Below are 27,000 nucleotides of genomic sequence, written 5' to 3'. Positions count from 1 at the left end.
ATGAGCAACGATACTATCCTCATCACCGGCGCGTCGGACGGGATCGGCGCGGTCTATGCCGACCGGTTCGCCAAGCGCGGCGCGAACCTGATCCTGGTCGCGCGGCGGGCCGACCGGCTGGCGGCTTTGGCCGAGCGGTTGCGGGGCGAGATTGGCGTTAGCGTCGAGACGATCGCGGCTGACCTCGCCGATGCCGGCGACCTCGCCCGCGTCGAGGCGCGGCTGCGCGACGATGACGCGATCACCGGCCTCGTTAACAATGCGGGGATCGCAGGCGAGCAGGCGTTCGTCGAGACCGATCCGGCTTACCTCACCGGCATGATTAATCTCAACATGTTGGCGGTGACGCGGCTGTCGCGGGCAATCGCGCCGCGACTGGTGGCGAACGGCGCGGGCATGATCGTCAACATCACGTCGGTGACGGCGCTGATGCCTGATGCGTTCACGGCGGTCTATCCCGCGACCAAAGCCTATGTGCTCGCCTTTACCGAGGCGTTGCGGGTGGAACTGGGGTCGAAGGGGGTGACGGTGCAGGCGGTGCTGCCGGGGATCACCCGCACGCCGATCTGGACCGAGGCGCAGATCGCCAACATACCGCCCGAGATGGTGATGGATGTCGCGGTGATGGTCGATGCGGCGCTGGCCGGGCTCGACATGGGCGAGGCGATCACCATTCCGGCGCTGCCGGATCGGGGCGATCTCGACGCCTATCTCGCGGCGCGGGATGCGCTTCGGCCCAATTTGTCGCTGTGCGAGGCGGCGGAAAGATATCGGGGCTGAAACCTAAGCCGTCATTCCGCGCGGGCGGGAAGCCATCTCCGGCCATGGCGTCTGGTGGCGTCGTCGGGAGATGGATCCCCGCTTTCGCGGGGATGACGGTACTTCAAAGGGAGATGTGTCATGATTTTGGGTTTGTCTCTTCCCGCCTTCATCGCGCTGCATGTCGCGATCAGTCTGGTGGGTATCGTGAGTGGGTTGGTGGCGCTGGCGAGCCAAGCGCGGGGGCGGTTTCTGGGGCGGGTGCAGGGGCTGTTTCTGGGCACCACCTTACTGACCAGCCTGACCGGATTTCTCTTTCCGTTTCGCGGGTTCACGCCGGCGATCGGGGTGGGGATCCTATCGACGCTGGTGCTGGCGGTGGCGCTGGCCGCGCTCTACGGCTTGGGGCTGCGGGGCCGGGCGCGGATCGTCTATGCGGCGAGCGCGACGGCGGCCTTGTGGCTCAACCTGTTCGTGCTGGTGGTGCAGGCTTTCCTGAAGGTGCCGGCATTGAATGCGCTGGCGCCGACCGGGAGCGAACCGGCCTTTGTCGCGGCGCAGGCGCTGGTGCTGATCGCGATGCTGGTGCTGGGCGCGGCCATCGTGCGTCAGCGGAGCGCGGCGCGCAAGCTCGCGAGCCGCTCGATCGCCTGATCGAGAGTCGCGTCGCTCTTGCAGAAGCAGAGCCGCACCAGATGGGTGACTGGCTCCGTGGGGTAGAAGGCGGAAATCGGGATCGCCGCCACCCCGGCCTCCGGGATGATCCGCTCGCAGAAGCTCACATCGTCCAGCGCGATGCCCGATGCCGGCAGATCGATCGTCAGGAACCAGGTCGCGCCGCTTGGGCGCACGGCATAGCCGGCGGCGCTCAGCCCCGCCGCCAGCCGGTCACGCGACGCCTGGTTGGCGGCGCGCTGATCCTCGAACCAGGCGTCGGGCCACGCCAGCGCCTCCGCCACCGCCCATTGCAACGCGGGCGGCGTGGTGAAGGTCAGGAACTGGTGCGCGCGCACCAGCAGGGTGGCGAGGGGCGGGGCGGCGCACATCCAGCCGACCTTCCAGCCAGTGACGGCGAAGATCTTGCCCGCCGACCCGATCTTGACGGTGCGGTCGCGCAATCCCGGCAGCGCGATGAGCGGGCGGTGGCGGCGGCCGTCATAGGTGAGATGCTCCCAGACCTCGTCGCAGATGGCGATGAGATCGTGCGCGACGCAGACCTCGGCCAGCAAGGCCAGTTCCGCGTCGCGCAGGACGATGCCGGTCGGGTTCACCGGATTGTTGAGCAGCAGGATGCGGGTGCGCGGGGTGATCGCTGCGGCGAGCGCTTGACGGGTGATGCGCCAGTCGGGCGGGGTCAGCCTGACGATGCGGGCGACCCCGCCGGCGCGCTCCACCAGCGGGAGGTAGGCGTCATAAAGCGGGGCGAGCAGCAGCACCTCATCCCCCGGCTGCACCAAGGCGAGCAGGCTGGCGGCGATCGCCTCGGTCGCGCCGGAGGTGACGATGACTTCGGCGGGGCTAAGATCAAGCCGCTGGTGCCGGGCATAATGATCGGCCACGGCGGCGCGCAGCTCGGGAAGACCGGGCGCGGGCGGATATTGGCTGGAGCGGGTGAGCAGCGCGTTCGCCGCCGCCTCCAGAATGGCGCGCGGGCCGGGGCTTTCGGGAAAGCCCTGCCCCAGGTTGATCGCGCCGGTGTCCCGCGCGCGGGCCGACATATGATCGAAGATGGTCGCTGGCATGGCGCGATAGACCGGATGGCCGATCGGCGCGCGCGCGGGAATGTCGCTCATCGTCGCGGCTCTGCCGTGGGCGACGGCCGCAGGCAAGGGCTATCAGGCGCGGGCCGACAGCAAAGAGGCTGTTTCAAGATAAAGTCAAACTAACAGGGGCAGAGCGCAAGCAGCAATATTCAGAAACATAAACGGCGCAGCGACCGTAATGAAACATACATAAGGAAAATTTAACCCCTGCTCTGCAAGGCGATTCGATTCGCGAGCGGGGCGTTGAATGGCCATCGTGCGGCAATATTGTCGCGCGACGTCATCACTTGTCTCGATCCCGTCTCGATGGCTTCCGGCACATATTGGGGTTGCGCATGAGGCCGGGAGGGCCGGGCGCTGGGGATTGGGAGCGTTGAAATGGCTGTGGATCTGGGCGGCGTCGCGTTCGGCTGCGATGAATCGAACCTGCTGACCGACGGAAGCGATGCGACGACGGGGCCGGTCGGCCCGCTCGCCAAGAGCGGCAACGCCGCGACCAGCGCCGGCCAGGGGGGCGACGCGAGCGCCTATGGCAATATCAGCGATTATGGCGCTCTGCTCGCCAGCAGCATCGAGTCTGCGCCGGCCGACGCGCCCGTTACGACCTTCGCCGACGCGCCAGCGGCGCCCGGCATCGACATCGACCTGTCGACCTATGTGATGATCGGCCGCTACGACCTGCCCGAACCGACCCGCACGGTCGCGCCCACGGGCAATCTGCTGGGGCAGGAATCCTCGGGCGTCACCTATAATTGGGACACCAACACCCTGTTCATCATCGGCGACGGCGGCACCGCCATCACCGAAGTCAGCCTGACCGGCGAACTGGTCAGCACCATGACGCTGGCGGCGGGCAGCAGCCCGCAGGGCACGACCTTCTACGACACCGAGACCATCACCTATATCGGCAACGGCCAGTTCGTGTTCGCCGAGGAACGCTATCGCCAGGCGGTGAAGTTCACCTATGTCGCCGGCGGCACGCTGACCCGCGAGGCGGCCCAGACGGTCGACCTCGGCACCGACATCGGCAATGTCGGGCTGGAGGGGCTGACCTGGGATCCGCTGACCGGCGGCTTCATCTTCGTGAAGGAAAAAGACCCGCTCGGGGTGTTCCAGACCACGATCGATTTCGACAATGGTACGGCGAGCAACGGGTCGTCGACCACGGTCAACAGCACCAACCTGTTCGATCCGACCGTGCTCGGCCTGTCCGACCTGTCGGACGTCTATGCCTTTTCGAGCAATGCCGCCTTCGTCGGCACCTCGCAGGAAGGCACGCTGCTGATCCTGAGCCAGGAAGCGGGCAAGGTGGTCGAGATCGACCGCGCCGGCAATATCCTGAGCACGCTGGTGCTGACCGCGCCCTTCACCCAGAGCGGCCTCAGCCTTCAGGCGATGACGGTCGAGGGCATCACCATGGATGCGCAGGGCCGCATCTATATCGTGAGCGAGGAAGGCGGCGGCGATTTCGACCATCCGCAGCTCTGGGTCTTCGATTCGGCGACCGGCCAGAATGAAGCGCCGACCGATCTCGACCTGTCGAACGCGCTGACGTCGATCCTGGAGAACACAAGCACGGCGAGCCGCGTGAAGGTCGCCGACCTGGTGCTGACCGACGATGGCCTGGGCACCAACCAGTATAGCGTGACCGGCGCGGACGCCCAATATTTCGAGGCGGACAGCAGCGGCCTCTACATCAAGGCGGGCGTCACGCTCGATTATGAGACCAAGACCAGCTACAGCGTCACGGTCGAGGTGGACGACACGAGCGTCGGCAACACGCCCGACGCCAGCGTCGCCTACAGCCTGTCGGTCACCAATGTGGTGAACGAGAGCGCGGCGGGCACGGTCATCGTCTCCGAAGTCGCGCCCTGGGCGAGCGGCAATTCGACGCTGGGCGCCGACTGGTTCGAGATCACCAACACCGGCTCCACCGCGATCGACATCAGCGGCTGGAGGGTCGACGATAATAGCAACAGCTTCGGCTCCTCCGTGGCGCTGGCGGGCGTCACCAGCATCGGCGCGGGCGAATCGGTGATCTTCATCGAGCGGGGCAGCGCGGTCGACGCAACGACGCTCATCAACAGCTTCAAGTCGCTGTGGTTCGGCAGCAATGTGCCCGCCGGCATCCAGATCGGCACCTATACCGGCAGCGGCATCGGCCTTGGCACCGGCGGCGACGCGGTCAACATCTACAACAGCAGCGGCGTGCTCCAGACCAATGTGAGCTTCGGCAGCTCGCCGTCGAGCGCGCCCTATGCGACCTTCGACAATGGGCTGGGCGCGACCGGCGCGATTTCGACGCTGAGCGCCAATGGCACGCGCGGCGCATTCGTCGCGACCAACGCCTCGACCGAAATCGGATCGCCCGGCACGGTCGGCGGCGTTCCCGCGCCGGTCAACCAGGCCCCGACCGCGATCGGCCTGACCAGCGAAATCACCTCCATCGTCGAGAACAGCAGCACGGTGAGCCGCATCAAGGTGGCCGGCATCGTCGTCACCGACGATGATCTCGGCACCAACACTCTGGCGGTCACCGGCGCGGACGCGCAATATTTCGAGGTGGACAGCACGGGCCTCTACATCAAGGCCGGGGTTCTGCTCGATTATGAGACCAAGGCGAGCTATTCGGTCAATGTGACGGTGGACGACAGCAGCGTCGGCGGCACCCCCGACGCCAGCGTCACCTTCAACATGACGGTGACCGACGTCAACGAGCCGACCATCCGCATCACCGAGGTCGCGCCCTGGTCGAGCGGCAACAGCCCGGTCGGAGCCGACTGGTTCGAGGTGACCAATTTCGGCGCCACCGCCGTGGACCTCACCGGCTGGAAGATGGACGACAGTTCGGCGACCCTCGCCAATGCCGTGTCGCTGACCGGCATCACCAGCATCGCGGCGGGCGAATCGGTCATCTTCCTCGAATCCAGCTCCGCCTCGATCGTCTCGACCTTCATCAGCAACTGGTTTGGCGGCCAGGCGCCGGCGGGGCTTCAGATCGGCACCTATAGCGGCGCTGGCATTGGCCTCAGCACCGGCGGCGACGGCGTCGTGCTGTTCGACAGCGCCGGGGCGGTGCAGGCGGCGGTCGCCTTCGGCGCGTCGCCCTCCTCCGCGCCCTATGGCACGTTTGACAATTCGGCGGGCCTGAACGGGGTCACCCTCTCGACCAAGAGCACCGAGGGCACTAACGGCGCCTTCACCGCCGAAAACAGCCCGACCGAGATCGGATCACCCGGCGAGACAGGCCGCTTCACCCTCCAGCTGCTGCATTTTTCGGACGCCGAAGCGGGTGCGCTGGCGCCGTCTACGGCGCATTTGCTGGCAGCGATGGTGGATGCGTTCGAGGGGGATTATGGCAACTCGATCACGCTGGCGAGCGGCGACCTGTTCCTGCCTGGGCCGTTCCTGGCGGCGGGCACCGACCTGTCGATCAAGGGCGTGCTCAACCAGGTGAGCGGATCGACCATCTCGCTTTCGTCCGGGGTCAACATCCCGATCGGGGCGGTCGACGTGCAGATCATGAACCAGATCGGGGTCGAGCTGTCGACCATCGGCAATCATGAGTTTGACCTGGGATCGCGCGTGCTGCGCGACGCGATCTCGCCCAATCTGGGGGCGGCCGGCTATGTCGGGGCGAACTATGCCTATCTGTCGGCCAATCTCGATTTTTCGGGCGACGCCGATCTCAACCCGCGCTTCACCAACACGGTGGGCACGGGCACGCTCGCCAATGAGGAAGCGTCGGACCTGAAGGGCCGGATCGCGCCGTCGGCGGTGATCTACGAAGGCGGCGAGCCGATCGGCTTCGTCGGCGCGACGACGCAGATGCTGGAGCAGATCAGCTCGCCCACCGGCACCGAGGTCAAGGGCTTCCCGACCGGCCCCGGTGCGAACGGCGAGACCAACGACATGGCGCTGCTCGCCGCGCAGCTTCAGGTCGCGATCGACGATCTGATCGCCCAGGGCGTCAACAAGATCGTGCTGGTCTCGCACCTTCAGGACTATAATTACGAAGTGGCGCTCGCGCCGCTGCTGCATGGCGTGGACATCATCATCGCGGGCGGCAGCCATGCGCGCTTCGGCGATGCCGACGACACCGCCGTCGCCTTCCCCGGCCATGACGCCGATTTCGTCCAGACCTATCCGATCGTCACCACCAATGCCGACGGCAAGACGACGCTGATCGTCAACACCGACGGCGAATATACCTATCTCGGCCGGCTGGTCGTCGATTTCGACGCCAATGGCGACATCATCATGGACAGCGTGACGGACAATGTGCCGATCAACGGCGCCTATGCCTCGACGGAAGAGAATGTCGCCGAGGCGTGGGGCGACCTGGACGGCGACCTCAGCGACACCGCCTTTGCCGACGGCACGCGCGGCGAGCAGGTGCAGGATCTGACCGAGGCGGTCAATGCGGTGATCCTGGCCAAGGACGGCAATGTCTATGGCTATAGCGAGGTCTATCTGGAGGGCGAGCGTTCGGCGGTCCGCACCCAGGAGACGAACCTCGGCAATCTGTCGGCCGACGCCAATGCCGCGGCGGCGCGCAACGCGCTCGGCCTCGCCGACGATGTCGCGATCGTCTCGATCAAGAATGGCGGGGGCATCCGCGCCCAGATCGGCACGATCGTCAATGGCGACGATGGCGTGTCGGTGGTCAAGCTGCCGCCCGAGACCGATGGCGAGGTCAGCCAGCTCGACGTCGAGAATGCGCTGCGCTTCGACAACAAGCTGATGGTGTTCGACACGACCGCGCAGGGGCTGCTCAACATCCTCAATTCGCCCAATGCGCTGGCGCCCAACAATGGCGGCTTCATCCAGATCGGCGGGGTGCAATTCTCCTATGATCCCACGCTCGCGGCCGGCAGCCGGGTGCGCGACGTGGCGCTGGTCGACGCCGACGGCAACAAGGTCGCGATCATCGCCGAAAATGGCGTGGTCAACCCCTATGCCCCGGCGCTGATCCAGGGCATCGTGCTCAACTTCACCGCCAATGGCGGCGACGGCTATCTGTTCAAGGCCAATGCCAGCAACTTCCGCTATGTGCAGGTGGACGGCACGCTGTCGGCGGCGGTGGACGAAGCGCTCGACTTCACCGCCACGACGACGATCGACGCCTATGCCGGATCGTCGGCCAATCTGCTGGGCGAGCAGAAGGCGTTCGCCGACCATATGCAGGATCGCTACGGCACGCCCGAGACCGCGTTCGACGAGGCCGATACCGGCCAGGCGCTCGACACCCGCATCCAGAACCGGTCGGCGCGCGCCGACACGGTGCTGGCGGGCGACTTCATCCTGAAGGGCACGGCCGGCGCCGACGTGCTGATCGGCCGCGACGGCGACGACATGCTCACCGGCTTCGCCAGCAACGACGCGCTGCGCGGCGGATCGGGCAATGACAGGCTGACCGGCGGCGAGGGCAATGACCGGCTGACCGGCGGCACCGGCAACGACATCATCGACGGCGGCGAGGGCAACGACCTCATCTTCATGCGCGGCGCGAACGGCATCGACGCGATCGATGGCGGCGCTGGCGTCGACCGGCTGATCGCCGAGAGCGACAATAGCCGCTTCGCCTTCAGCGCGATAACGGGGGTCGAGAATATCTCGGCCGACGGCCATGCCAATGTCGCTATCTACGGCACCAGCGCGGCGGACAATTTCGACTTTTCCGCGACCTCGCTGGTCGGCATCGTCGCGATCAACGCCGGATCGGGCGACGATGTCATCGTCGGCAGCGCCGGGGCGGATGTGATCCTGGGCGGAGGCGGCCTCGACACGCTGTCGGGCGGCGGCGGCAACGACCTGATCGAAGGCGGCCTCAGCGCCGACAGCATGAACGGCGGCGCGGGCGACGATGTCTTCCGCATCGGCCTTGCCAACGGCTTCGACGCGATCGACGGCGGCGCGGACTTCGACAGCATCCTCGCCACCGCCGACAATGTCCGCATCGGGCTGACCGCGATCAGCAATGTCGAGCTGATCTCGGCCGACGGCTACGCCAACGTCACCATCTCGGGCTATACGACCAACGACGTGCTGGACTTCAGCGCGACGAGCCTGACCGGCATCGCGTCGATCAGCGGCCATTCGGGCGACGACCGGATCGCCGGCAGCGCCGCGGGGGATGTCATCATCGGCGGCAATGGCGCGGACCTGCTGAGCGGCGGGGCGGGCAATGACCGCTTCGTCTACAACAGCTATTTCGAGAGCCGCACCGGCATCCGCGCCGACCATATCACCGACTTTGCGACCGGCGACCTCATCGACCTGCGCACTGTCGACGCCGACCTCAACACCGATGGCGTGCAGACGTTCAGCTTCGTGGGCAGCGCCGCCTTCACCGACGTGGGCCAGCTGCGCGTCGGCACCGTCGGCGGGCAGACCGCTCTCCTCGGCAATGTCGGCGGATCGCTCGGCTCCGACTTCATGATTATCCTCGACAATAACCACGCCATCACCAGCGCAGACCTGCTGCTGGTGTGACGCGCCGGACGCGCCTTCCTTCGGGAAGGCGCGTCCCGTTCGTTGCGGCTGGGCGGAACCGCGAATGTAATAAAGTGTGTCCGCCGTCGCCATCTCTTGCAGCGCGGCGTTGGACCCACCAGATTGCACATGCGGGCCGGGCCCCTCTGGCGACATGGATTTCCCCCCTTGATCCTGTCGCGATGTCGGACCGCATCGAGTGCGCTCGGTGCAGGTTTTGCGACGCTTATAGCCCCCTCTCCAGCGTCGCGGGAGACCGCACCGGGCTCACTCGACCCAGTTTTGGATGGAGTGAACAGACGTGAATAATCCCGTTCGTATGCCTGGCCTGGGCGCCAGCCGGTCGGTCGATACCGACGCCGGGCTGCGCGCGCACATGCTGGGCGTTTTCCGCAACATGGGCGTTGGGCTGGTCATCACCGGCCTGGTCGCTTTCGCCATCGCCAATACGCCGGCGCTGGCCGCCGCGATCTTCGGCACGCCCTTGAAATGGGTCGCGATCTTCGCGCCTTTGGCGTTCATCTTCTTCTTCAGCTTCCGCATCGAGAAGATGACGACGGCCGGCGCGCGCATGGCCTTCTGGGCCTTTTCCGCCGTCATGGGCGTGTCGATGGCGAGCCTGTTCCTGGTCTTCACCGGGGCGAGCATAGCGCAGGCCTTCTTCTCGGCGGCGGTCATGTTCCTCGCCATGGCGCTGTGGGGCTATACCACCCAGCGTGATCTGACGAAAATGGGCAGCTTCCTCATCATGGGCCTGATCGGCATATTGGTGGCGGGGCTTATCAACCTCTTCATCGGATCGTCGGCGGTGGCGATGGTCGTCTCGATGCTGGCGGTGGTGATCTTCACCGGCCTCACCGCATGGGACGTGCAGCGGATCAAGTCTGAATATTTCGCCTATGCCGGCCATGAGATGGCGGCGAAGATGCAGGTGATGGGCGCGCTGTCGTTGTATTTGAACTTCGTCAACCTGTTCCAGGCGCTGCTCAGCCTGACCGGCGAGCGCGAGTGATGCGGGACGCCGCGCAAGTCTCGGCCATGCTCTGCCCGGTCTGTCATGTCGGTTTGGCGATGACGGACCGGCAGGGGGTGGAGATCGACTATTGCCCGCAATGCCGGGGCGTGTGGCTCGATCGGGGCGAACTGGACAAGATCATCGAGCGGTCGGCGGGCGGGATCGCGCCCGCGCCGCCGGTGGCCTCGCCGAGCTATCGCCCGGATCGGGCGCATTACGACCATGGCGTGAGCTTCCAGAAGAAGCGGAAGAAGAGCTTTCTGGAGGAATTGTTCGATTGATCCGGCGGTTCAGGAAGAAGGAAGTGAGATCCCAGCATTCGCTGGGATGACGAGTAATGAACCTTTAACCGTCATGCCAGCGTAGGCTGGCATCTCTCTTGTTCTTGTCCGCCCCTCAATCCGGATGCAACGTATCGAACAGGTCGATCCATTTGGGATTGATGCTTTCGATCAGGCGGACTTTCCAATCGCGCTTCCATGCCTTCATCGCCTTTTCCCGCGCGATGGCTTCCGCGATCGTCGCGTGGCGTTCGGCATAGACCAGCCGGTCGATCCGGTAGCGGCGGCAGAAATCCGACCCGGTCCCTTCGCGGTGTTGCATGGCTCGGTGGGGCAGGCTGGAGGTCACGCCGATGTAGAGCACGCCATAGGCGCGGTTCGTCATGATATAGACCCAGCCGCCGATCATGGGGCCAAGGTGGCGCAGAAGGCAGAGAGATGCCAGCCTGCGCTGGCATGACGGCTATCTTTTTAAGTCGATGTCGCTTGCAGATGCGCACGCAATTCGTCGGGCACGTTCACCCAGGCCGTGTCCGGCGTCAGCTTGAGCCGGATGCCATATTCATCGACAGCGGCAGCCAAGATTTGCGAAAACCATTGTTCATGAGTCCACGCCCGAGGAACCGGACTTTGCAGTTGCCGCCGCGATCCATCCCAATGCACTTCCATTGCAGCACGATAGATAAGGTCAAAGCTGGTCCGCGCGGGGCGAACATAAATTTTGCCCTGGAGGTCGATGCCGACTTCTTCGATCTCCTCTACCATCAATGCGCCGCGCCCCAACTCGGCCCTGTGCCGATTTCCACGCCCAAGGGCACGCTCAGCTTCACTAGGGGTTCGGCGGCGCTCTCCATCACCCGGCGGATGACGGCGCTGGCGGCGTCCACGTCACCCTCCGGCAGCTCGAAGACCAATTCGTCATGGACCTGGAGCAGCATCTTCACGTTCGGCAAGCCGGCCGCTTCCAGCGCCGGTCCCATCCGCGCCATCGCGCGTTTGATGATGTCGGCGCTCGTTCCCTGAATGGGCGCGTTGATCGCGGCGCGCTCGGCCCCCTGGCGCTCATGCTGGATCGGCGCGGAGATGCGCGGGAACCAGGTCTTCCGGCCGAACAGCGTCTCGGTATAACCCAGCCGCCGCGCCTTCTCGATCGTTTCGTTGATATAGACGCTGATGCCGGGGAAGCGTTCATAATAGCGGGAGATCATGTCCTGCGCCTCGTCCGCGCTGATTTCCAGCCGGCCGGCGAGGCCCCAGCGGGATATGCCGTAGAGGATGGCGAAGTTGATCGTCTTGGCCCGTCCGCGCGTGTCGCGGTTGACTTCCCCGAACAATTGCTCGGCGGTGGCGGCGTGGATGTCCTCGCCGGCGGCGAAGGCGTCGCGCAGCGCGGGCACGTCGGCCATATGGGCGGCGAGGCGCAGTTCGATCTGGCTATAGTCGGCGGCGAGGATGACGTTGCCCGGTTCGGCGACGAAGGCATGGCGGATCTGGCGGCCGACTTCGGTACGGATCGGGATATTCTGGAGATTGGGATCGGTCGAGGACAGGCGGCCGGTCTGCGCGCCGGTCAGCGAATAGCTGGTGTGGACACGGCCCGTATCCTTGTTGATCTGCGCCTGGAGCGCATCGGTATAGGTGGATTTGAGCTTCGAGAGTTGCCGCCATTCCAGTATCTTGGCGGCGATCGGCGCGCCCTGCGCCTTCAGCTGCTCCAATATGGTGACGTCGGTCGAATAGGCGCCGGACTTGCCCTTCTTGCCGCCCTTGTAGCCCATCTTGTCGAACAGGATCGCGCCAAGCTGCTGGGTCGAGCCGATGGCGAAGGGCTGGCCGGCGATCTCGTGGATTTCGGTTTCGAGCGCGGCGATGCCGGCGGTGAATTCGGCGGAGAGGCGGGAGAGGGCCTCGCGATCGACCTTGATCCCTTCGAACTCCATGCCCGCGATCACGCCGACCAGCGGGCGGTCGACCAGTTCGTAGACGCGGGTCGCGCCTTCGTTGGCGACGCGGGCCTTGAACCGTTGCCAGAGGCGCAGCGTCACATCTGCATCCTCGGCCGCATATTCGGTGGCGCGATCGAGCGGGACTTCGCCAAAGGTGATCTGGTTCTTGCCCGATCCGACCACATCCTTGAAGCTGATGCACTGGTGGTTGAGGTGGACCCGCGCCGCCTCGTCCATGCCATGCCCGGCGAGGGACTGCCCGGCGTCGAGATCGAAGCTCATGACGATGGTGTCGTCATAGGGCGCGACTTCGATGCCGTGGCGGCGCAGGACGGTCAGGTCATATTTGAGATTCTGCCCGACCTTGAGGACAGCGTCGTCCTCCAGCAGGGTTTTGAGTTTCGCGAGCACCAGCGCCTTGTCGAGTTGCGCGGGCCGTTCGGCGAACATGTCGGTGCCGCCATGGCCGACGGGGATGTAGCAGGCGGCGTTCGGGCCGGTGGCGAGGCTGATGCCGACGAGGCCGCAGGAGGCGCAGTCGAGCATGTCGGTTTCGGTGTCGACCGCGACGACGCCCTCCGCCGTCGCCGCGGCGATCCAGCGGTCGAGCGCCTCTTCCGTTACGACCGTCTCATAGAGGCTGCGGTCGATCGCGGGTTCGTCGGCGAAGGCGGGCGGGGGCGGGGCGGCTTCGTCGGTCGCCGCCGCCGCTGCCGCCGCCACCGCGACCGCCGCCGCCGGTGCGCCGAGCCGGCCGAGCAGCGTCTTGAAGCCATGATGTTCGAGGAACGCCTGTAGCGGTTCCTTCGGGATGCCCTTGAGCGTCAGTTCTTCGAGCGGTTCGGGCAGGTCCATGCGATCGTGCAGCGCCACCAGCCGGCGCGACAGGCGAGCCATGTCGGCATGGGCGATGAGATTTTCCTGCATCTTCGATTTCTTCATCAGCGGCGCGGCGTCGAGCGCCGCTTCGAGGCCGCCATATTCGGTGATGAGCTTCGCCGCTGTCTTGGGGCCGATGCCCGGCACGCCGGGAACATTGTCCACGCTGTCGCCCATCAGCGCCAGCACGTCGCCCAGCAATTCCGGCCCGACGCCGAACTTCGCCAGCACATAGTCCGCGCCGCGCCGCTCATTCTTCATCGTGTCGTACATATCGACGCCGGGCTGGATGAGCTGCATCAAGTCCTTGTCGGAGCTGACGATGGTGACGTGCCAGCCCTGCGCGACCGCCGCCTTGGTATAGCTGGCGATGATGTCGTCGGCCTCGTAACCGGCTTCCTCGATGCAGGGGAGGGAGAAGGCGCGGGTCGCGTCGCGGATCATCGGGAATTGGGGCACCAGGTCTTCCGGCGGCGGCGGGCGGTGCGCCTTATACTGGTCGTACATGTCGTTGCGGAAGGTGTGCGACCCCTTGTCCAGCACGACGGCCATGTGCGTCGGCCCCTCGGCGCGGCCCAGTTCCTCGGCCAGCTTCCACAGCATCGTCGTATAGCCATAGACCGCGCCGACCGGCTGGCCGTGCCGGTTGGTGAGCGGCGGAAGCTGATGATAGGCGCGGAAGATATAGCCCGAGCCGTCGACGAGATAGAGGTGATTCTGGGTCATGGGTGGAGGGATAGCGGGTTAGGCCGCCGCCCTCCACCCCGCTACCGAGTCTCGTGGTTCGCGACGACCGCCTTCGCCACCGCCTGCATCAGCGCCCAGCGTTCGGGGATCGGCACCGTGGTCGATCCGATCATCACCGCGACCGCATAGCTGACGCCATCGGGCGCGGTCATGATGCCGATGTCGTTGAAGCCGGTCGAGCGCGGCGGCAAATCCTGCCCCGTCCCCGTCTTGTGCAGATAGGACCAGCCCGCCGGCACCCCGCCCTTGATCCGCTGCGGCCCGGTCTTGGCTTCCTCCATGATCGAGAGCAGCAGCCGCGAGGAGGCGGGCGAGAGCATCTCGTTCCGCTTCAGTTTCGCGAGCGCCTGCACAATCGACGCGGGGGCCGCGCCATCGGGCGGATTGGCGAGATAATTGTCGAGCGCCTTGACCCGGACCGACATCGGCAGCTTCGCGCGGGCGGCGTAGAAATTGCGGCCGATCGCATAATCCTGCCGCCAGTCCAGCCCCGCCGTCGCCGACTGCATCAGCCGCTCGCCGGGGCCGAAGCGGATGTCGCGGATGAGGCGGCGGGCGAGGAAGCCGCGCACCGCTTCGGGGCCGCCGACGGCGCGGAGCAGCGTGTCGTTCGCGGTATTGTCGCTCTGCGTCATCGCGCGGCGCATGAGGTCCGAATAGCTGGTGGTCCACGCCCCGTCCTTGGCGACCAGGGCGGCGGTGGGCTGGTGGAAGAGGGTGAGGTCGTTCCTGGTGATCGTCGTCGTGTCGAACAGGCGCAGCTTGCCGCGATCGACCGCGTCGAGGAAGGTCATCGACACCCAGAGCTTCGACACGCTCTGCTGCGGGAAGAGCGCGTTGCCGTTCCACGCCACGGTCCAGGGCGCGCCGATGCGGCGGACGGCGATGCCGACCTTGCCCTGAAAGCTCTGCCCCAGATTGCGGATAACGCTGACGAGGGCCGGGGGCGGCTCCTCATTCTGGTCGATGTCCTGATAGGGGAGCGGCGGATTGGCGACCGGGCGGATCGGCCATGTGCTGGTGGTGGGCTGCGGCTTTTGCGGGACGGCGGCGGCGGCCTGCGCCGCCGGGCGCTCGGGCGCGCTGACGCAGGCGGACAGGGCTGCGATCAACAGGACGAGGCGCGCGGACCCGCCCCGGTTTTCATTGGATGCCATCTATAACCCCGCACTCTCTGCCGCCATAAGGCGCGGGGGGGCGGCCCAGCGGCAAGAGCGATGCGACGAATGATTCCGCAAATGCGGTGGAGGGAGGCGCGGGAATGAAACCGGCTGATCGCGCAGCCTTTTTTCGCTCATTGCCCATTCAGCGGCGGGCGGGCAAAGGCGGCGGCATGGCATATCGGATCGACAGGCGGGGGGTGCTGCTGGGCGTGGCGGCGCTGGGTGTAAGCGGCGGGGCGCGGGCGGCGGCGCCCTTCGCGTCGCGGCGGATTGCGGTGACGGTGCGGGGCAGCGGGGCGGACGTGCTGCTGATCCCCGGCCTCGCCAGCGGTCCGGGCGCATGGAGCGGAGTCGTGGCGGCGCTGCCCGCCTATCGCTTCCATCTGGTGCAGGTGCGCGGCTTTGCGGGCCTTGGCGCGGAGGCCAATGCGAGCGGCGCGGTGGTGCAGCCGGTCGCCGACGAGATCGCACGCTATATCGGCGCGGCGGGGCTGCGGCGGCCGTCGGTCGTCGGCCATTCGATGGGCGGCACGCTGGCGATGATGCTGGGCCTCAAGGAAATGGCCGGTCGGGTGATGGTGGTCGACATGCTGCCCGCCGGCGCGGCGATGGTGGGCGGGACGGCGAGCGGCCTTGGCTTTCTGGCGAACCAGCTTGGCGGCTACCTCACCGGCACGGCGGCGGGGCGGCGATATCTGGCGCAGATGGTGGCGCAGGCGCCCGGCGCGCAGGGGAGCGACCCCGATGTCATCGCCAATGCGCTGCGCGACCTCGCCAATGTCGATCTGGAGCCGCAACTGCCGCGCCTCTCGGTGCCGTTGGAGGTGGTCTATGCAGTCGGCGACGACGCGCAGATGAACGCTGCCATCAACGCCCGTTTCCGCACCGCCTATGCGGGCAAGAAAGGGACGGCGCTGCGGCCGATCGGTCCCAGCGGCCATATGGTGATGCGCGACCAGCCGGCGCGGTTCGCCGCGCTGCTGAAGGCGTTTCTGGGCGGTTAGAGGGTGGGATCGGTCCCCGGCGCGGCCTGCTACCGCCCCACTTTGATCTCGAACAATTTGGGCCAATATTTGCCGGTGACAAACACGCGGTCCTTCGCCGCGTCATAGGCGATGCCGTTCGCCACCGCCTCGCTGTCGGTCACGCCCGCCGCCTTGCGGAGCGGGGCGATGTCGATCCAGTCGATCACCGCGCCGGTCGCCGGGTCAATCCGCGCGATGTTGGTGTCGTACCAGATATTGGCCCACACCTCGCCCTTCACATATTCCAGCTCGTTGAGGCGATCGACCGGCCGCCCGTTCCAGGTCACGGTGATGCGCCGCGTTTCGGCCAGCGTTTCGGGGTCGAGGAAGCGCAGCTGCGCTGTCCCGTCGCTCATGATGATCTGCCGCCCGTCCTGCGTCAGCGCCCAGCCTTCGCCTTCGTAGCGGAAGGCGGAGAGCGGCTTGAAATCGCGCAGCGACCAGACGAAACCCTGCCGGTGCCGCCAGGTGAGGCTGACGATCCGGTCCTTCCAGTTGACGATCCCCTCGCCGAAATAGCGTCCGTCGAGCACGCGCCGCTGCTCGACCTTGCCGGTCTTGAGCGCGACCTTGCGCATGTCCGACTGGCCCTCCAGCCCCGTGCTCTCGTAAAGCGCGCCGTCGAGATAGAAGAGCCCTTCGGTGAAGGCGGCGGGATCATGGGGGTGGGTGGCGACGAGGGTCCAGGGGGTGTCGGCACGAGCTGGCGCGGCAAGGCCAATCAGCACAACGGCGGCAAGAAGGAGGCGGCTCATTCCGCCGCCTGACCCGCAACCGCCGCCGCCAGCCACCCCGGCAAGGTCGCCGGGTCCAGCGTCTCCACCCGCCGCAGCTCGATAGACAGCCCCAAGTCCGCCAGCAGCGCCCGCTGCCTTTTCTCGTCGGCGTCCGCCGCAGGCACCGCCACCAGCCGCCGGCTCACCTTGTTGCGATAATGCATCCGCGCGGTATTTTCCTGGCCGACATAGCAGCCCTTGTCATAGTCGACGCCGTTCAGCTCCTCGGCATTGGCCTCCAGCCACAGCACCGCATCCTGCCCCAGCTCGCCCACGCCCTCGAACACGCCGAGCGACAGCCGATGCACCCGGAACGCCGCCGAGGCGTCGCCGCCGTCCGCCGGCGCAAGCCACCGATGCCCCAGCGCCGGCAAGCGCGGGTCGAGCGGCCTGTCCGCCGCCTCCAGAGCCCAATGCACCGCCAGCGCCTCGTCCCGCGCGATCGTCACCTTGCGCCGCAGCCGGTAAAGGGTCAGCCGCTTCGCCAGCGCGTCGGCCTGGGCGGCCTCGCAGTCGATCAGCACATCGCCGCCGTCCGCCCACAATATGAAGTCGAACAACGCCTTCCCCTGCGGCGTCAGCAGCCCGGCCCAGCGTGGCGCGCCGTCCGCCAGCGTCAGCACGTCGCGCGTCAGCAAGCCCTGGAGGAAGGGCCGCGCCTCCTCGCCGGAAATTCTCAAGATCGCGCGGTCGGTGAGGGTGGTGCCTGTCATCGGCTTTAGGTAGGACAGTTGCGCCCTATTACCAACCCGTTCGGGCTGAGCGAAGTCGAAGCCCTTGCCTGAGCGGAGCGAAGGCCTCACTGCGTTCGGCAGAGCCCTTCGACTTCGCTCAGGGCGAACGGAACCGTGAATGGAAAACCGCCCATGCCCCAAACCTTTGACCTGATCCTCAAGCACGGCACCATCCACACCCCCGGCGGATCGGAGCAGGCCGATATCGGCGTCACCGGCGGCAAGATCGCCGCGATCGGGACCGCCTTGGGCGACGCGGGCGAGGTCATTGACTGCACCGGCCTCGACGTGCTGCCCGGCTGCATCGACAGCCAGGTGCATTTCCGCGAGCCGGGCCTCGAACATAAGGAAGACCTCGAATCGGGCAGCCGCGCCGCGGTGCTGGGCGGCATCACCGCCGTGTTCGAGATGCCCAACACCAATCCCAACACCGACACGGCCGAGCGCGTCCATGACAAGCTCGCCCGTGCGCACCACCGGATGTGGTGCGACCATGCCTTCTATGTCGGCGCGACAGCGGACAATGCCGAGCAATTGAGGGAACTGGAGCGCATCCCCGGCACATCGGGGGTCAAAATCTTCATGGGCGCCTCGACCGGCAGCCTGCTGGTCGATGACGACGATGCGCTGTCCCGCGTGCTGGCGTCGGGCACCCGCCGCGTCGCCATCCATGCCGAGGACGAGGGGCGGATGAACGCGCGCAAGGACTTGCGGGTCGAAGGTGACCCTGCCTCCCACCCCGTCTGGCGGGACGACGAAAGCGCGATGATCGCCACCAAGCGCATCATCGCGCTTGCGCGCAAGGCCCGCCGCCGCATCCACATCCTGCACATCACCACGCCGGCCGAGCTGGAATATATCGGCGCGAACAAGGGCATCGCGACTTGCGAGGTGACGCCGCAGCATCTGACGCTCGCCGGAGAGGACGCCTATCCGCGCCTCGGCACCTATGCGCAGATGAACCCGCCGATCCGCAGCGCCGCGCATCGCGATGGCCTCTGGCACTGGCTGAACCAGGGCGTGCCCGACGTGCTGGGCAGCGATCATGCCCCCCACACGATCGAGGAAAAGGCCAAGACCTATCCCGCTTCGCCCAGCGGGATGCCCGGCGTCCAGACGCTGGTGCCGCTGCTGCTCAACCATGTGGCGGAAGGGCGGCTGACCCTGCGCCGCTTCATCGAACTCACCTCTTCGGGGCCTCAGCGCGTGTTCGGCCTGACCGGCAAGGGCCGGATCGCGGTCGGCTACGACGCCGACTTCACCGTCGTCGATTTGAAGAAACGCTGGACCGTGGGCAAGGACTGGCTCGCGTCGCGCTGCGACTGGTCGCCGTTCGAGGGGATGGACCTGACCGGCAAGGCGGTCGGCACCATCATACGCGGCCACCGCGTCATGTGGGAGGATGCGCTGGCGGACGCCGCCATCGGCGAGCCCGTCCGCTTCGAGGCGACTCAGTTCGGCTAAGCGGTCGCCAGCCGGCTGCGCCGCGCGCTGGCGATGCCGTCGCTGGCGAACAGGATAAGGCCCACCCAGATCAGGCCGAAGCTCAGCATCTGCCCGGTGCTGAGCGTTTCGCCGAAGATCAGCACGCCGCACAGAAACTGCAAAGTCGGCCCCAGATATTGCAGCAGCCCCAGCATCGCCATCGTCAGCCGCTGCGCGGCGAAGGCGAACAGCACCAGCGGCACCGTCGTCACCGCGCCCGCCAGGATCAAGAGCGCGCTGGTGCCTGCGTCCTGGCCGAAGCCGATGCCGCCATGGCGGGCTTCCCACAAGAGATAGGCGAGGGCGAGGGGCACGAGCAGAGCAGTCTCGACGCCAAGGCCGGTCATCGGCGCGACCGGCGTCAGCTTCCGCATGAGGCCGTAAAAGGCGAAGGTGAAGGCCAGCGTCAGGCTGATCCACAAGGTCGTGACCGCTGACGCCGCGAGGATCGCGACGCCCAGGGCCGCCGCCCCGATCGCCATCATCTGCGGCCGCCGCAGCTTTTCCTTGAGCACCAGAACGCCCAGCGCCACATTGACCAGCGGATTGAGGAAATAGCCTAGGCTCGCGCCGACCACATGCCCCTGGTTGACCGCCCAGACATAGGTCAGCCAGTTGCCCGCGATCAGCAGCGCCGACAGCCCCAGCGGCAGCAACAGCTTCGGTTCGCGCAGGGCGGCGATGAACGGGCCGATGCTCTGCCGCGCCGCCAGGACCGCAAGGATCAGCAGCAGCGACCAGATGATCCGCTGCGCCACGATCTCGGTCGGATCGACATGATGCAGCAGCCGGAAATAGAGCGGCAGCAGGCCCCACAGACCATAAGCGATCACGGCCGCGATCAGGCCCCGGCGCGTCTCGGCGGCGGCGTCGGTCAGAAAATGCCTCCGCCCAGGAACAGCCGCAAAGCGCCGAACCCGGCGACCAGCAGGCAGAAATTCTGCCCGCTCCTGTGCCGCGACATCAGGCCTACCAGCGCGCCCACCAGCGCCATCGGCACCAGCAGCCAGTTCAATGCCCCCAGCAGCGGAAAGACCGCCGGGATCATCAGGATCAGCGTGACGAGGCCGATCGCTATGGACAGAAGGTTCAGCATCGGCTTCACATGGCCCCGCATCTGTGCCATCGCAAGACATGCGGCGCGTGCCACTATCGTCAAACTGGCATCGTGCGGGAAATTCACGCGATTTACCAATATTCCTAACGGAAAATTAACCTCCGTTCTTCATCGCTCGTTTACGAAGGAGTGAAGGATGGCGCTTTCCCGGTCTGTGGCCCGCACGATGGGCATGGTTTCGCTGGCGCTGGCGCTCGCCGCCTGCGGGAAGGGCGACAAGGACGCCAGCCTCGCCGCGCTCGACGCGCAGCTCACCAACAATGCCGCCGATCCTGCGCTCAAGGGCGCGCTGGCCGACCCGATCGTGGTCGATCCGCAGTTGGTCGGCCAGTCCAACCGCAACGCGGTGCGCCCCGCCGATCGCCCCGCCAACGGCGCGGTGCCGGTGCTGCCCGGCGACGCGGCGGCGGCGCAGGCAGCGGCGGTGAAGCAGGCCGGCGGCAAGCTGCTCGCCGCCCCGGCCGCCCGGGAAGCCGCGGCGCTCGAGTCGACCGTCACGCTGGGCGCGGTCGCGCGGGGCAGCGGCAATGCCGGCTGCGCGAAGAAGCTTGTCTATGGCATGGACTGGGCGCAGCGCCTGCCCGACCCCTTCACCCTCTATCCCGGCGCGCAGCTGACCGAAGCGGCCGGCGCGGATGCCGACGGCTGCACCCTGCGCGCGGCGAGCTTCGTCACCCCCGCGCCCAAGCAGGGCGTGCTCGACTATTATTACACGCTCGCCCGTCGCGCTGGCTATGATGGCGAGCACAAGATCATGGGCGGCGACCATGTGCTCGGCGGCATGCGCGGCGCGGATGGCAGCGCTTACTTCATCCTGCTGACCGATGCGCCCGGCGGCAAGACCAGCGTCGATATCATCGCCGACAACGGCCGCTGACTCTCAATCCCTAGATCACTGTTCCCCGGCCTTCGCCGGGGAACGCAATCAATCGCATTGTCAGCGCCTCACCCCCGCCCGCGATACCCCGGCACATCCTGGGGCGGCAGCCACAGGCCCGCCGGCGGCTCGCCCGATTGCCAGAACACGTCGATGGGTATGCCCCCGCGCGGATACCAGTAGCCGCCGATCCGCAGCCATAGCGGGCTCATCTCGGCAACCAGCCGCTCGCCGATCCCGACCGTGCAATCCTCATGGAAAGCGGCGTGGTTGCGGAATGCGCCCAGGAACAGTTTCAGCGACTTGGATTCGACGATGGTGTCGCCCGGCGCATAGTCGATCACCAGATGGGCGAAGTCGGGCTGCCCTGTCACCGGGCAGAGCGAGGTGAATTCGGGCGCGGTGAAGCGCACCAGATAGGGTTTGCCGGGGCGCGGATTGGGCACATAGTCGAGCACCGCTTCTTCGGGCGAGGCGGGGAGGGCGCTGGTCTGGCCCAGATGCAGCGGGGGGATGGGAAGCTCTGTCATGCGCGCCATCTAATGGATGGCACGGCCAATGTCATCGGGCGGCGGCGAAAAGCGATTGTTCACTTGCGGTTCAGCGCCGCTTGTGCCTTGGCACGGACATGGGGTTTCGTCGCTGTCTGATGCTCGCCGTCGCGCCGCTGCTGCCGGCCGCGCTTTCCGCCGCCGCGCAGGCGCAGGAGACGCAGCAGCCCGCGCCGACTTTCTCGCTGCCCCCCGCCAGCACCGCGCCGGCGCCCAATCCCAATCGGCAGGGGCCGGAACTCGACGTCTATCGCGATTCGCCGGCAACGCTGGGCGCGCCTCCACCCGCCGTCACGCCGACCGTCACTCCGCCGCCCGCGACGGTGCAGCCCGCTCCGCAGACCGCTCCGACCCGCCCGGCGCCCGAGCAGTCCCGCGCCACCCGCCCGGCGGAGCGACCGACCGCTACGCCAGCGCCCGCAGCGCCTGCCAACCAGAGCGAAGCCGCGCCGCCACCCGCCACCGCGCCGGTCGAAGCGCCGCCCGCACCCGCTGCCAATGCGGCAGAGCCTTCGCCCACCACGCCCCGGCCAGCGCCCGAGAACGCGCCGCAAGCCGGCATCCTGCCCTGGATCGTCGGTGGCGCGCTGGCCCTGCTCGCGCTCGCCGGGCTCCTGCTGCTGCGCCGCCGCCGGGTCGATGATTCGCAGCCCGATCCGCGCCCCGCGCCCGAGGCTGCGGCTCCTCCGATCGCGCCACCGCCGCCAGCACCAGCGCCAGCCGCCTCCCCGTCGCCGCCGCCCCCAACGCTGCCCGAGCCCGACACGGGTCGCCCCTGGCTCGACATGGATTTGGCGATCACCCAGGCGCGCTTCTCGCTGGTCGGCGTCACCGTCGCCTACAGCCTCATCCTCCACAATCGTGGGGAGACCGCCGCACAGGACATCATGGTGCGCGGGGTCATCGGTAATGCCGGCGCGCAGCAGCAGGCGCTGCTCCAGGGCTTTTTCGGCGGCGACGAGGGGATGCCGCTGCATCACAGCGTCGCCATCGAGCCCGGCGAGACCCGTGTTCTGGCCGGCGAGCTGCGCCTTGCCGCCGACGCGATCCAGCCGGTGCAGATGGGCCAGCGCAGCCTGCTCATCCCGATCGCCGCCTTCGACGCCGCCTATCGCTGGGGCGGGGAGGGGGATGATCCACTAGGGGAGGGCCGCACCGCGCGCGCCTTCATCGTCGGGCAGGAGCAGGAGCCGCCGACCGACCGGCTCGCGCCGCTGCGCCTCGACCAGGGGCCGCGCCAGTATCGCCGCCCCGCTGCCCGCGCCGCTGTGGAACTGACGCCCGCCTGACCCCCTTCCCAGCACCGGCCGGGCATCCTACTACATGCCCGTTCCCCGGCGCAGGCCGGGGTCCAGTTCGGAGCGTGGGACTGGACCCCGGCCTTCGCCGGGGAACAAAAACGTCAGTCCAACACTCGTTGGCGCAAGGCGCAAAGGCAGGGCATGACCATCTTCATCACCACCGACGAACTGGCGGAGCAGCTGGGCGCGCTCGGCCTCGTCATCCTCGACGCGACCCTGTTCCTTCCCGGCACCCCGCGCGACGCCCGCGCCGAATTTGAAGCCGCCCATATCCCCGGCGCGGCCTTTCTCGATCTCGACACGCTCGCCGACCCGGACGATCCCGCGCCGCACATGCTGCCCCCCGACGCCATGATGACCCAGCGCGCGCAGGCGATGTGCATCAGCCCGGACAGCCGCATCATCCTCTACGACAACAGCCCGATCCGCAGCGCCGCGCGCGCCTGGTGGATGATGCGCGCCTATGGCCTGGGCGCGTCCGCCGCGATCCTCGACGGCGGTATGCCCAAATGGCTGGCGGAGGGCCGGCCCACGGAAAGCGGCGAAGCGCAGCCAACCCCCGGCACAGCCATTGCCCGGCTCGACCGCGCGCAGGTCCGCACCAAGGGCGACATTCTCGCCCATCTCGACAGCGGTTCAGCGCAACTGCTCGACGCGCGGGGCGCGGGCCGCTTCACCGGCGCGGAAGCCGAGCCGCGCCCCGGCATGGCCTCGGGCCACATCCCCGGATCGCGCAACCTGCCCTATGCCGCGCTCTTCGCCCCCGACAACAGCCTGAAGCAGCAAGACGAACTGCGCGCCCTCTACGAATCGGCCGGCATCGACCTCGACCGCCCGGTCGTCACCACCTGCGGCAGCGGCGTCACCGCCGCCATCCTGCTCGCCGGCCTCGAATCGCTCGGCAAGACCGACGTCGCCCTCTATGACGGCAGCTGGTCGGAATGGGGCATCGACCCCGCCACGCCCAAGGCCACAGGGGACGCATGAGCGACGACGCTTCCGACCGGGACGAGCGCAAGCCGCTGACCCGCCTTGCCCAGGCGGGCCGCAAGCCCGAATGGACGGGGATGCCAGGGCAACCCGGCGCGATCGTCAGTCCGCCGGTCTGGCGCGCCTCCACCATCCTCTACGACGATGTCGCGCATTTGCGCAAAGCCGCCGCCAGCAGCACCCATGAGCGGCTCTTCTATGGGCGAAAGGGCACGCCGACCGCCTGGTCCCTCGCCGACGCGCTCACGGAGATGGAGCCGGGGGCGGAGGGGACGATGCTCTTCCCCTCGGGCGTGGCGGCGGTCGCCTGCGCGCTGATGGCGGTTTTAAAGCCTGGCGACACGCTTTTGATGGTGGACAGCGCCTATGATCCGACCCGCGCCTTTTGCAAGCAAATCCTGGATAGTTACGGTATCGAAACGATATTTTATGTCCCCACAGCTGTCCCACTCGCTGTTCCACTTGACGGTCGCCGCGTCCGCGCGCTGTTCCTCGAAAGCCCCGGCAGCCTGACCTTCGAGGTGCAGGATGTGCCCGCGCTGACCGCCTGGGCAAGGGCGAACGGCATCGTGACCCTCATGGACAATAGCTGGGCGACGCCGCTCTATTTCCCGGCTTTGCCCCACGGCGTCGACATTTCGATCCTCGCCTGCACCAAATATATCGTCGGCCACAGCGACGTGATGATGGGCAGCGTCACCGCCAACGCCGACTGGTTCGCGACAATCCGCCAGACCGCCTATCTCTTCGGCCAGATGGTCAGCCCTGACGACGCCTGGCTCGCCGCGCGCGGCCTGCGCACCCTCGGCGTCCGCCTCGCCCAGCATCAGGCGGGCGCGCTCGCTGTGGCGCATTGGCTCAAGGACCAGCCGGAGGTCGCTCGCGTCCTCCATCCGGCGCTGCCCGATTGCCCCGGTCATGCCTATTGGGCGCGCGATTTCAGCGGCTCGACCGGCCTCTTCACCTTTGTCTTGAAGGGCGGCGACGAAGCGGCCCGCGCCGCGCTGATCGACGGGCTCGCCCATTTCGGCATCGGCTATAGCTGGGGCGGCTTCGAGAGCCTCGCCCTGCCGATCGATCCCGCCCGCTACCGCAGCGCCACCAGTTGGAAGGCGGAAGGCCCGGCCATCCGCCTCCATATCGGCCTGGAAGACCCCGCCGACCTCATCGCCGATCTCGCCGCCGGCCTCGCCCGCTTTCGCGCCGCGCGGGACGGCGGCTGAGTGGGTCTGCCCGGCCTCTTGGGTCGTCTGCCCGGCGACCCTGAACTGGTGCAGCCGCTGCTGGCGCTGGCGGTCGCCCTCATCCTCTACGCCGCCGCCTGGGGTATCGCCCGCATCGCCGCGCCGCGCCTCGCCCAAGCGCTGCCGCCGCTGGGGGAGGCGCTTGCCGGCCATGTCCGCGCCGTGCTGCGCCATGGGCTGGCGGCGCTGCTGCTGGCCGCTGGGCTGGCGCTCTGGCCGATCGGATCGCTCGGCCATCTGGTGATCGGCATAGTGCTCGGCGCGGCCGTCGCGCTGGCAACCACCCATATCCTGCGCGCGCTCGCCATCCCGCGCTGGGCGGTCGTGCCGCTGGCGCTCATCCTCTTCATCCTGATCGTGTCGGGCAGCGGCGGCGGCATCGCCCCGGTCGGCGAAATGCTCGACCGGGTCGGGGTGACGCTCGGCAAGCGGCGCGTGACTCTGCTCGGTCTGCTGTCGATCGCCGCCACCTGCGTCGCCCTGTTCGCCGCCGTGCGCCTGGGCAACCGCATCGTTGGCCGCTCGATCCAGAAAGCGCAGGGCTTCGACCCGACGCAGAAGCTGCTGGCGCAGAAGCTCGCCGCGATCGCCATGGTCGTCACCGCCTTCTTCGTGGGCGTCGACCTCCTCTCGATCGACCTCACCGCCTTCGCGGTCTTTTCGGGCGCGCTGGGCCTCGCCATCGGTTTCGGCCTGCAAAAGACCTTCGGCAACCTGATCGCGGGCATCATCCTGCTGATGGACCGCTCGATCAAGCCGGGCGACGTCATCGTCGTCGGCGACAGTTTCGGCTGGGTGAACAAGATCGGCGTCCGCGCCGTCAGCGTCCTGACGCGCGACGGCAAGGAACATCTGATCCCGAACGAAAATCTGATGACGCAGGAGGTGGAGAACTGGTCCTATTCCGACCGCAACGTCCGCGTCCGCATCCCCGTCGGCATCGGCTATGACAGCGACCTCAAACTCGCCCAGGCGCTGATGCTCCAGGCGGCGCAGGACAGCCCCCGCGTCCTGCGCTCGCCCGCGCCCAATGTCTGGCTGACCGGCTTTGGCGAAAGTCGGATCGAGCATGACATCCTGGTCTGGATCAGCGATCCCGAAGGCGGCGTCGGCAATGTGAAGTCCGACGTTCTGGGCCGCGTCTGGCATCTGTTCCGCGACCATGGCGTCACCATCCCCTATCCGCAGCGGGTGCTTCACCCCGCGCCAGGTACGGGCGATTTGCCCCATGGCTGAACCGACACATGGATTTCGCGGCCGCGCCGGCCTATAAAGGCGCCATGCCCCCGGTCTCGCTCCTGCTGATCTTCGTCGCTACCGTCGCCGCGATGGAGGCGTTCGCCTATGTCATGCACCGCTGGGTGATGCACGGGCCGGGGTGGTTCCTCCACGCCAGCCACCATCGCCCGCGCACCGGCAATTGGGAAGCGAACGACCTCTATTTCGTCATCTTCGCGCTCCCCTCCATCCTGCTGCTGCTCGGCGGGGTGCAATGGGGCTGGGGCGGCTGGGCGACTGCGATGGGCGCGGGGATTGCGGCCTATGGCGCCATTTACCTCGGCTTCCACGACATCATCGTGCACCAGCGGGTGAAGAACCGCTACGTCGCCCGCTCGCGCTACATGAAGCGGATCGTCCAGGCCCACCGCCTGCACCATGCGGTGGAGACGAAGGACGGCACGGTGAGCTTCGGCTTCCTCGTCGCGCCCAGCCCGGCGTCACTCAAGCAGGAACTCGCCCGCCGCGGCCGCGGAGGCGTGCGCGCGCCGCAGGGACAGGCCAGCGTCGAAGCGCGCTGAACGCCGCCGCCCGAAACGCCCTTCATATCGCGCCGCGCATGATCTATGGCGCA

The 27,000-nt window shown here is 67.2% G+C and carries 23 protein-coding genes; 13 read left to right on the top strand and 10 right to left on the bottom strand.

Features of this window, described 5'->3' with window-relative positions; genetic code table 11:
• Together V2B31_RS14870 and V2B31_RS14865 are read left to right on the top strand one after the other, a co-directional pair.
• The gene (locus tag V2B31_RS14870) at window positions 1-780 is read left to right on the top strand and encodes an SDR family NAD(P)-dependent oxidoreductase (RefSeq protein ID WP_328279854.1); all 780 of its coding nucleotides are present in this window, start codon (window positions 1-3) and stop codon (window positions 778-780) included.
• Between the two features lie 120 nt (window positions 781-900).
• Window positions 901-1,413 (top strand): hypothetical protein, encoded by a 513-nt coding sequence (locus V2B31_RS14865; protein ID WP_328279852.1) that lies wholly within the window; start codon window positions 901-903, stop codon window positions 1,411-1,413.
• On the opposite strand, the gene V2B31_RS14860 is transcribed toward V2B31_RS14865, so the two are convergent.
• On the bottom strand, window positions 1,368-2,552 hold the full coding sequence (locus V2B31_RS14860; RefSeq protein WP_328279850.1) for an aminotransferase: 1,185 nt from the start codon (window positions 2,550-2,552) through the stop codon (window positions 1,368-1,370). The genes V2B31_RS14865 and V2B31_RS14860 overlap by 46 nt on opposite strands.
• A 348-nt stretch (window positions 2,553-2,900) precedes the next feature.
• Here V2B31_RS14860 and V2B31_RS14855 point away from each other — a divergent pair, with 348 nt between their 5' ends.
• From V2B31_RS14855 to V2B31_RS14845, 3 genes are all read left to right on the top strand, one after another.
• Window positions 2,901-9,017 carry an SdiA-regulated domain-containing protein gene (locus V2B31_RS14855; RefSeq protein ID WP_328279848.1) on the top strand — a complete coding sequence of 2,039 codons (6,117 nt, stop codon included), beginning with the start codon at window positions 2,901-2,903 and terminating at the stop codon, window positions 9,015-9,017.
• A gap of 319 nt (window positions 9,018-9,336) precedes the next feature.
• On the top strand, window positions 9,337-10,029 hold the full coding sequence (locus V2B31_RS14850; protein WP_328279879.1) for a Bax inhibitor-1/YccA family protein: 693 nt from the start codon (window positions 9,337-9,339) through the stop codon (window positions 10,027-10,029).
• Window positions 10,029-10,313 carry a TFIIB-type zinc ribbon-containing protein gene (locus tag V2B31_RS14845; RefSeq protein ID WP_328279878.1) on the top strand — a complete coding sequence of 95 codons (285 nt, stop codon included), beginning with the start codon at window positions 10,029-10,031 and terminating at the stop codon, window positions 10,311-10,313. Before V2B31_RS14850 ends, V2B31_RS14845 begins: the two co-directional genes overlap by 1 nt.
• Window positions 10,314-10,428: 115 nt before the next feature.
• On the opposite strand, the gene V2B31_RS14840 is transcribed toward V2B31_RS14845, so the two are convergent.
• From V2B31_RS14840 to V2B31_RS14825, 4 genes are all read right to left on the bottom strand, one after another.
• Window positions 10,429-10,722 (bottom strand): GIY-YIG nuclease family protein, encoded by a 294-nt coding sequence (locus V2B31_RS14840; RefSeq protein WP_328279846.1) that lies wholly within the window; start codon window positions 10,720-10,722, stop codon window positions 10,429-10,431.
• Window positions 10,723-10,784: 62 nt separating this feature from the next.
• A complete protein-coding gene (locus V2B31_RS14835) occupies window positions 10,785-11,078 on the bottom strand; it encodes a hypothetical protein (RefSeq protein ID WP_328279844.1) in 294 nt (97 codons plus the stop codon).
• Entirely contained in the window at window positions 11,078-13,864 is a 2,787-nt protein-coding gene (polA, locus tag V2B31_RS14830) for a DNA polymerase I (RefSeq protein WP_328279842.1), read from the bottom strand. Before polA ends, V2B31_RS14835 begins: the two co-directional genes overlap by 1 nt.
• Window positions 13,865-13,905: 41 nt before the next feature.
• A complete protein-coding gene (locus V2B31_RS14825) occupies window positions 13,906-15,042 on the bottom strand; it encodes a serine hydrolase (RefSeq protein WP_328279840.1) in 1,137 nt (378 codons plus the stop codon).
• 176 nt (window positions 15,043-15,218) lie between these two features.
• Between V2B31_RS14825 and V2B31_RS14820 the strand changes: the two genes are divergently transcribed.
• Window positions 15,219-16,052: an alpha/beta fold hydrolase gene (locus V2B31_RS14820; protein WP_328279838.1), complete on the top strand. Its 834-nt coding sequence runs from the start codon at window positions 15,219-15,221 to the stop codon at window positions 16,050-16,052.
• A 29-nt stretch (window positions 16,053-16,081) separates the two neighbouring features.
• Here V2B31_RS14820 and V2B31_RS14815 read toward each other — a convergent pair whose 3' ends face one another.
• Together V2B31_RS14815 and ygfZ are read right to left on the bottom strand one after the other, a co-directional pair.
• Window positions 16,082-16,828, bottom strand: coding sequence for a glutaminyl-peptide cyclotransferase (locus V2B31_RS14815; protein WP_328279836.1), 747 nt, complete (start codon window positions 16,826-16,828; stop codon window positions 16,082-16,084).
• Entirely contained in the window at window positions 16,825-17,562 is a 738-nt protein-coding gene (gene ygfZ, locus V2B31_RS14810; protein ID WP_328279834.1) for a CAF17-like 4Fe-4S cluster assembly/insertion protein YgfZ, read from the bottom strand. The genes V2B31_RS14815 and ygfZ overlap by 4 nt, the downstream gene beginning before the upstream one ends.
• Window positions 17,563-17,715: 153 nt before the next feature.
• Between ygfZ and V2B31_RS14805 the strand changes: the two genes are divergently transcribed.
• Complete coding sequence (locus tag V2B31_RS14805) at window positions 17,716-19,047, top strand: dihydroorotase (RefSeq protein WP_328279832.1); 1,332 nt, start codon at window positions 17,716-17,718, stop codon at window positions 19,045-19,047.
• Here the strand turns inward: V2B31_RS14805 and rarD are convergent.
• Window positions 19,044-19,946 (bottom strand): EamA family transporter RarD, encoded by a 903-nt coding sequence (rarD, locus tag V2B31_RS14800; RefSeq protein WP_328279876.1) that lies wholly within the window; start codon window positions 19,944-19,946, stop codon window positions 19,044-19,046. The genes V2B31_RS14805 and rarD overlap by 4 nt on opposite strands.
• The gene (locus V2B31_RS14795; protein ID WP_328279874.1) at window positions 19,943-20,164 is read right to left on the bottom strand and encodes a hypothetical protein; all 222 of its coding nucleotides are present in this window, start codon (window positions 20,162-20,164) and stop codon (window positions 19,943-19,945) included. Before V2B31_RS14795 ends, rarD begins: the two co-directional genes overlap by 4 nt.
• A 157-nt stretch (window positions 20,165-20,321) precedes the next feature.
• Between V2B31_RS14795 and V2B31_RS14790 the strand changes: the two genes are divergently transcribed.
• Window positions 20,322-21,062, top strand: a complete 741-nt coding sequence (locus V2B31_RS14790; RefSeq protein ID WP_328279830.1) for a hypothetical protein — start codon at window positions 20,322-20,324, stop codon at window positions 21,060-21,062.
• Window positions 21,063-21,130: 68 nt separating this feature from the next.
• Here the strand turns inward: V2B31_RS14790 and queF are convergent, their stop codons facing one another.
• Complete coding sequence (queF, locus tag V2B31_RS14785) at window positions 21,131-21,592, bottom strand: preQ(1) synthase (protein ID WP_328279828.1); 462 nt, start codon at window positions 21,590-21,592, stop codon at window positions 21,131-21,133.
• A gap of 98 nt (window positions 21,593-21,690) precedes the next feature.
• Between queF and V2B31_RS14780 the strand changes: the two genes are divergently transcribed.
• The 5 genes from V2B31_RS14780 (at window position 21,691) to V2B31_RS14760 (ending at window position 26,947) form a co-directional block, all read left to right on the top strand.
• A complete protein-coding gene (locus V2B31_RS14780; protein WP_328279826.1) occupies window positions 21,691-22,902 on the top strand; it encodes a hypothetical protein in 1,212 nt (403 codons plus the stop codon).
• 153 nt (window positions 22,903-23,055) lie between these two features.
• The gene (locus V2B31_RS14775; protein ID WP_328279824.1) at window positions 23,056-23,901 is read left to right on the top strand and encodes a sulfurtransferase; all 846 of its coding nucleotides are present in this window, start codon (window positions 23,056-23,058) and stop codon (window positions 23,899-23,901) included.
• Complete coding sequence (gene metC, locus V2B31_RS14770; RefSeq protein ID WP_328279822.1) at window positions 23,898-25,127, top strand: cystathionine beta-lyase; 1,230 nt, start codon at window positions 23,898-23,900, stop codon at window positions 25,125-25,127. Before V2B31_RS14775 ends, metC begins: the two co-directional genes overlap by 4 nt.
• Entirely contained in the window at window positions 25,128-26,384 is a 1,257-nt protein-coding gene (locus V2B31_RS14765; RefSeq protein WP_328279820.1) for a mechanosensitive ion channel family protein, read from the top strand.
• Between the two features lie 44 nt (window positions 26,385-26,428).
• Window positions 26,429-26,947: a sterol desaturase family protein gene (locus V2B31_RS14760; RefSeq protein WP_328279817.1), complete on the top strand. Its 519-nt coding sequence runs from the start codon at window positions 26,429-26,431 to the stop codon at window positions 26,945-26,947.
• Window positions 26,948-27,000: the final 53 nt, after the last annotated feature.

It is taken from the genome of Sphingobium sp. (assembly GCF_036170395.1).
GTDB lineage: Bacteria > Pseudomonadota > Alphaproteobacteria > Sphingomonadales > Sphingomonadaceae > Sphingobium.
The sequence above is the reverse complement of the archived record's forward strand: the minus strand, read 5'-3'. Positions and strand labels throughout refer to the sequence as shown.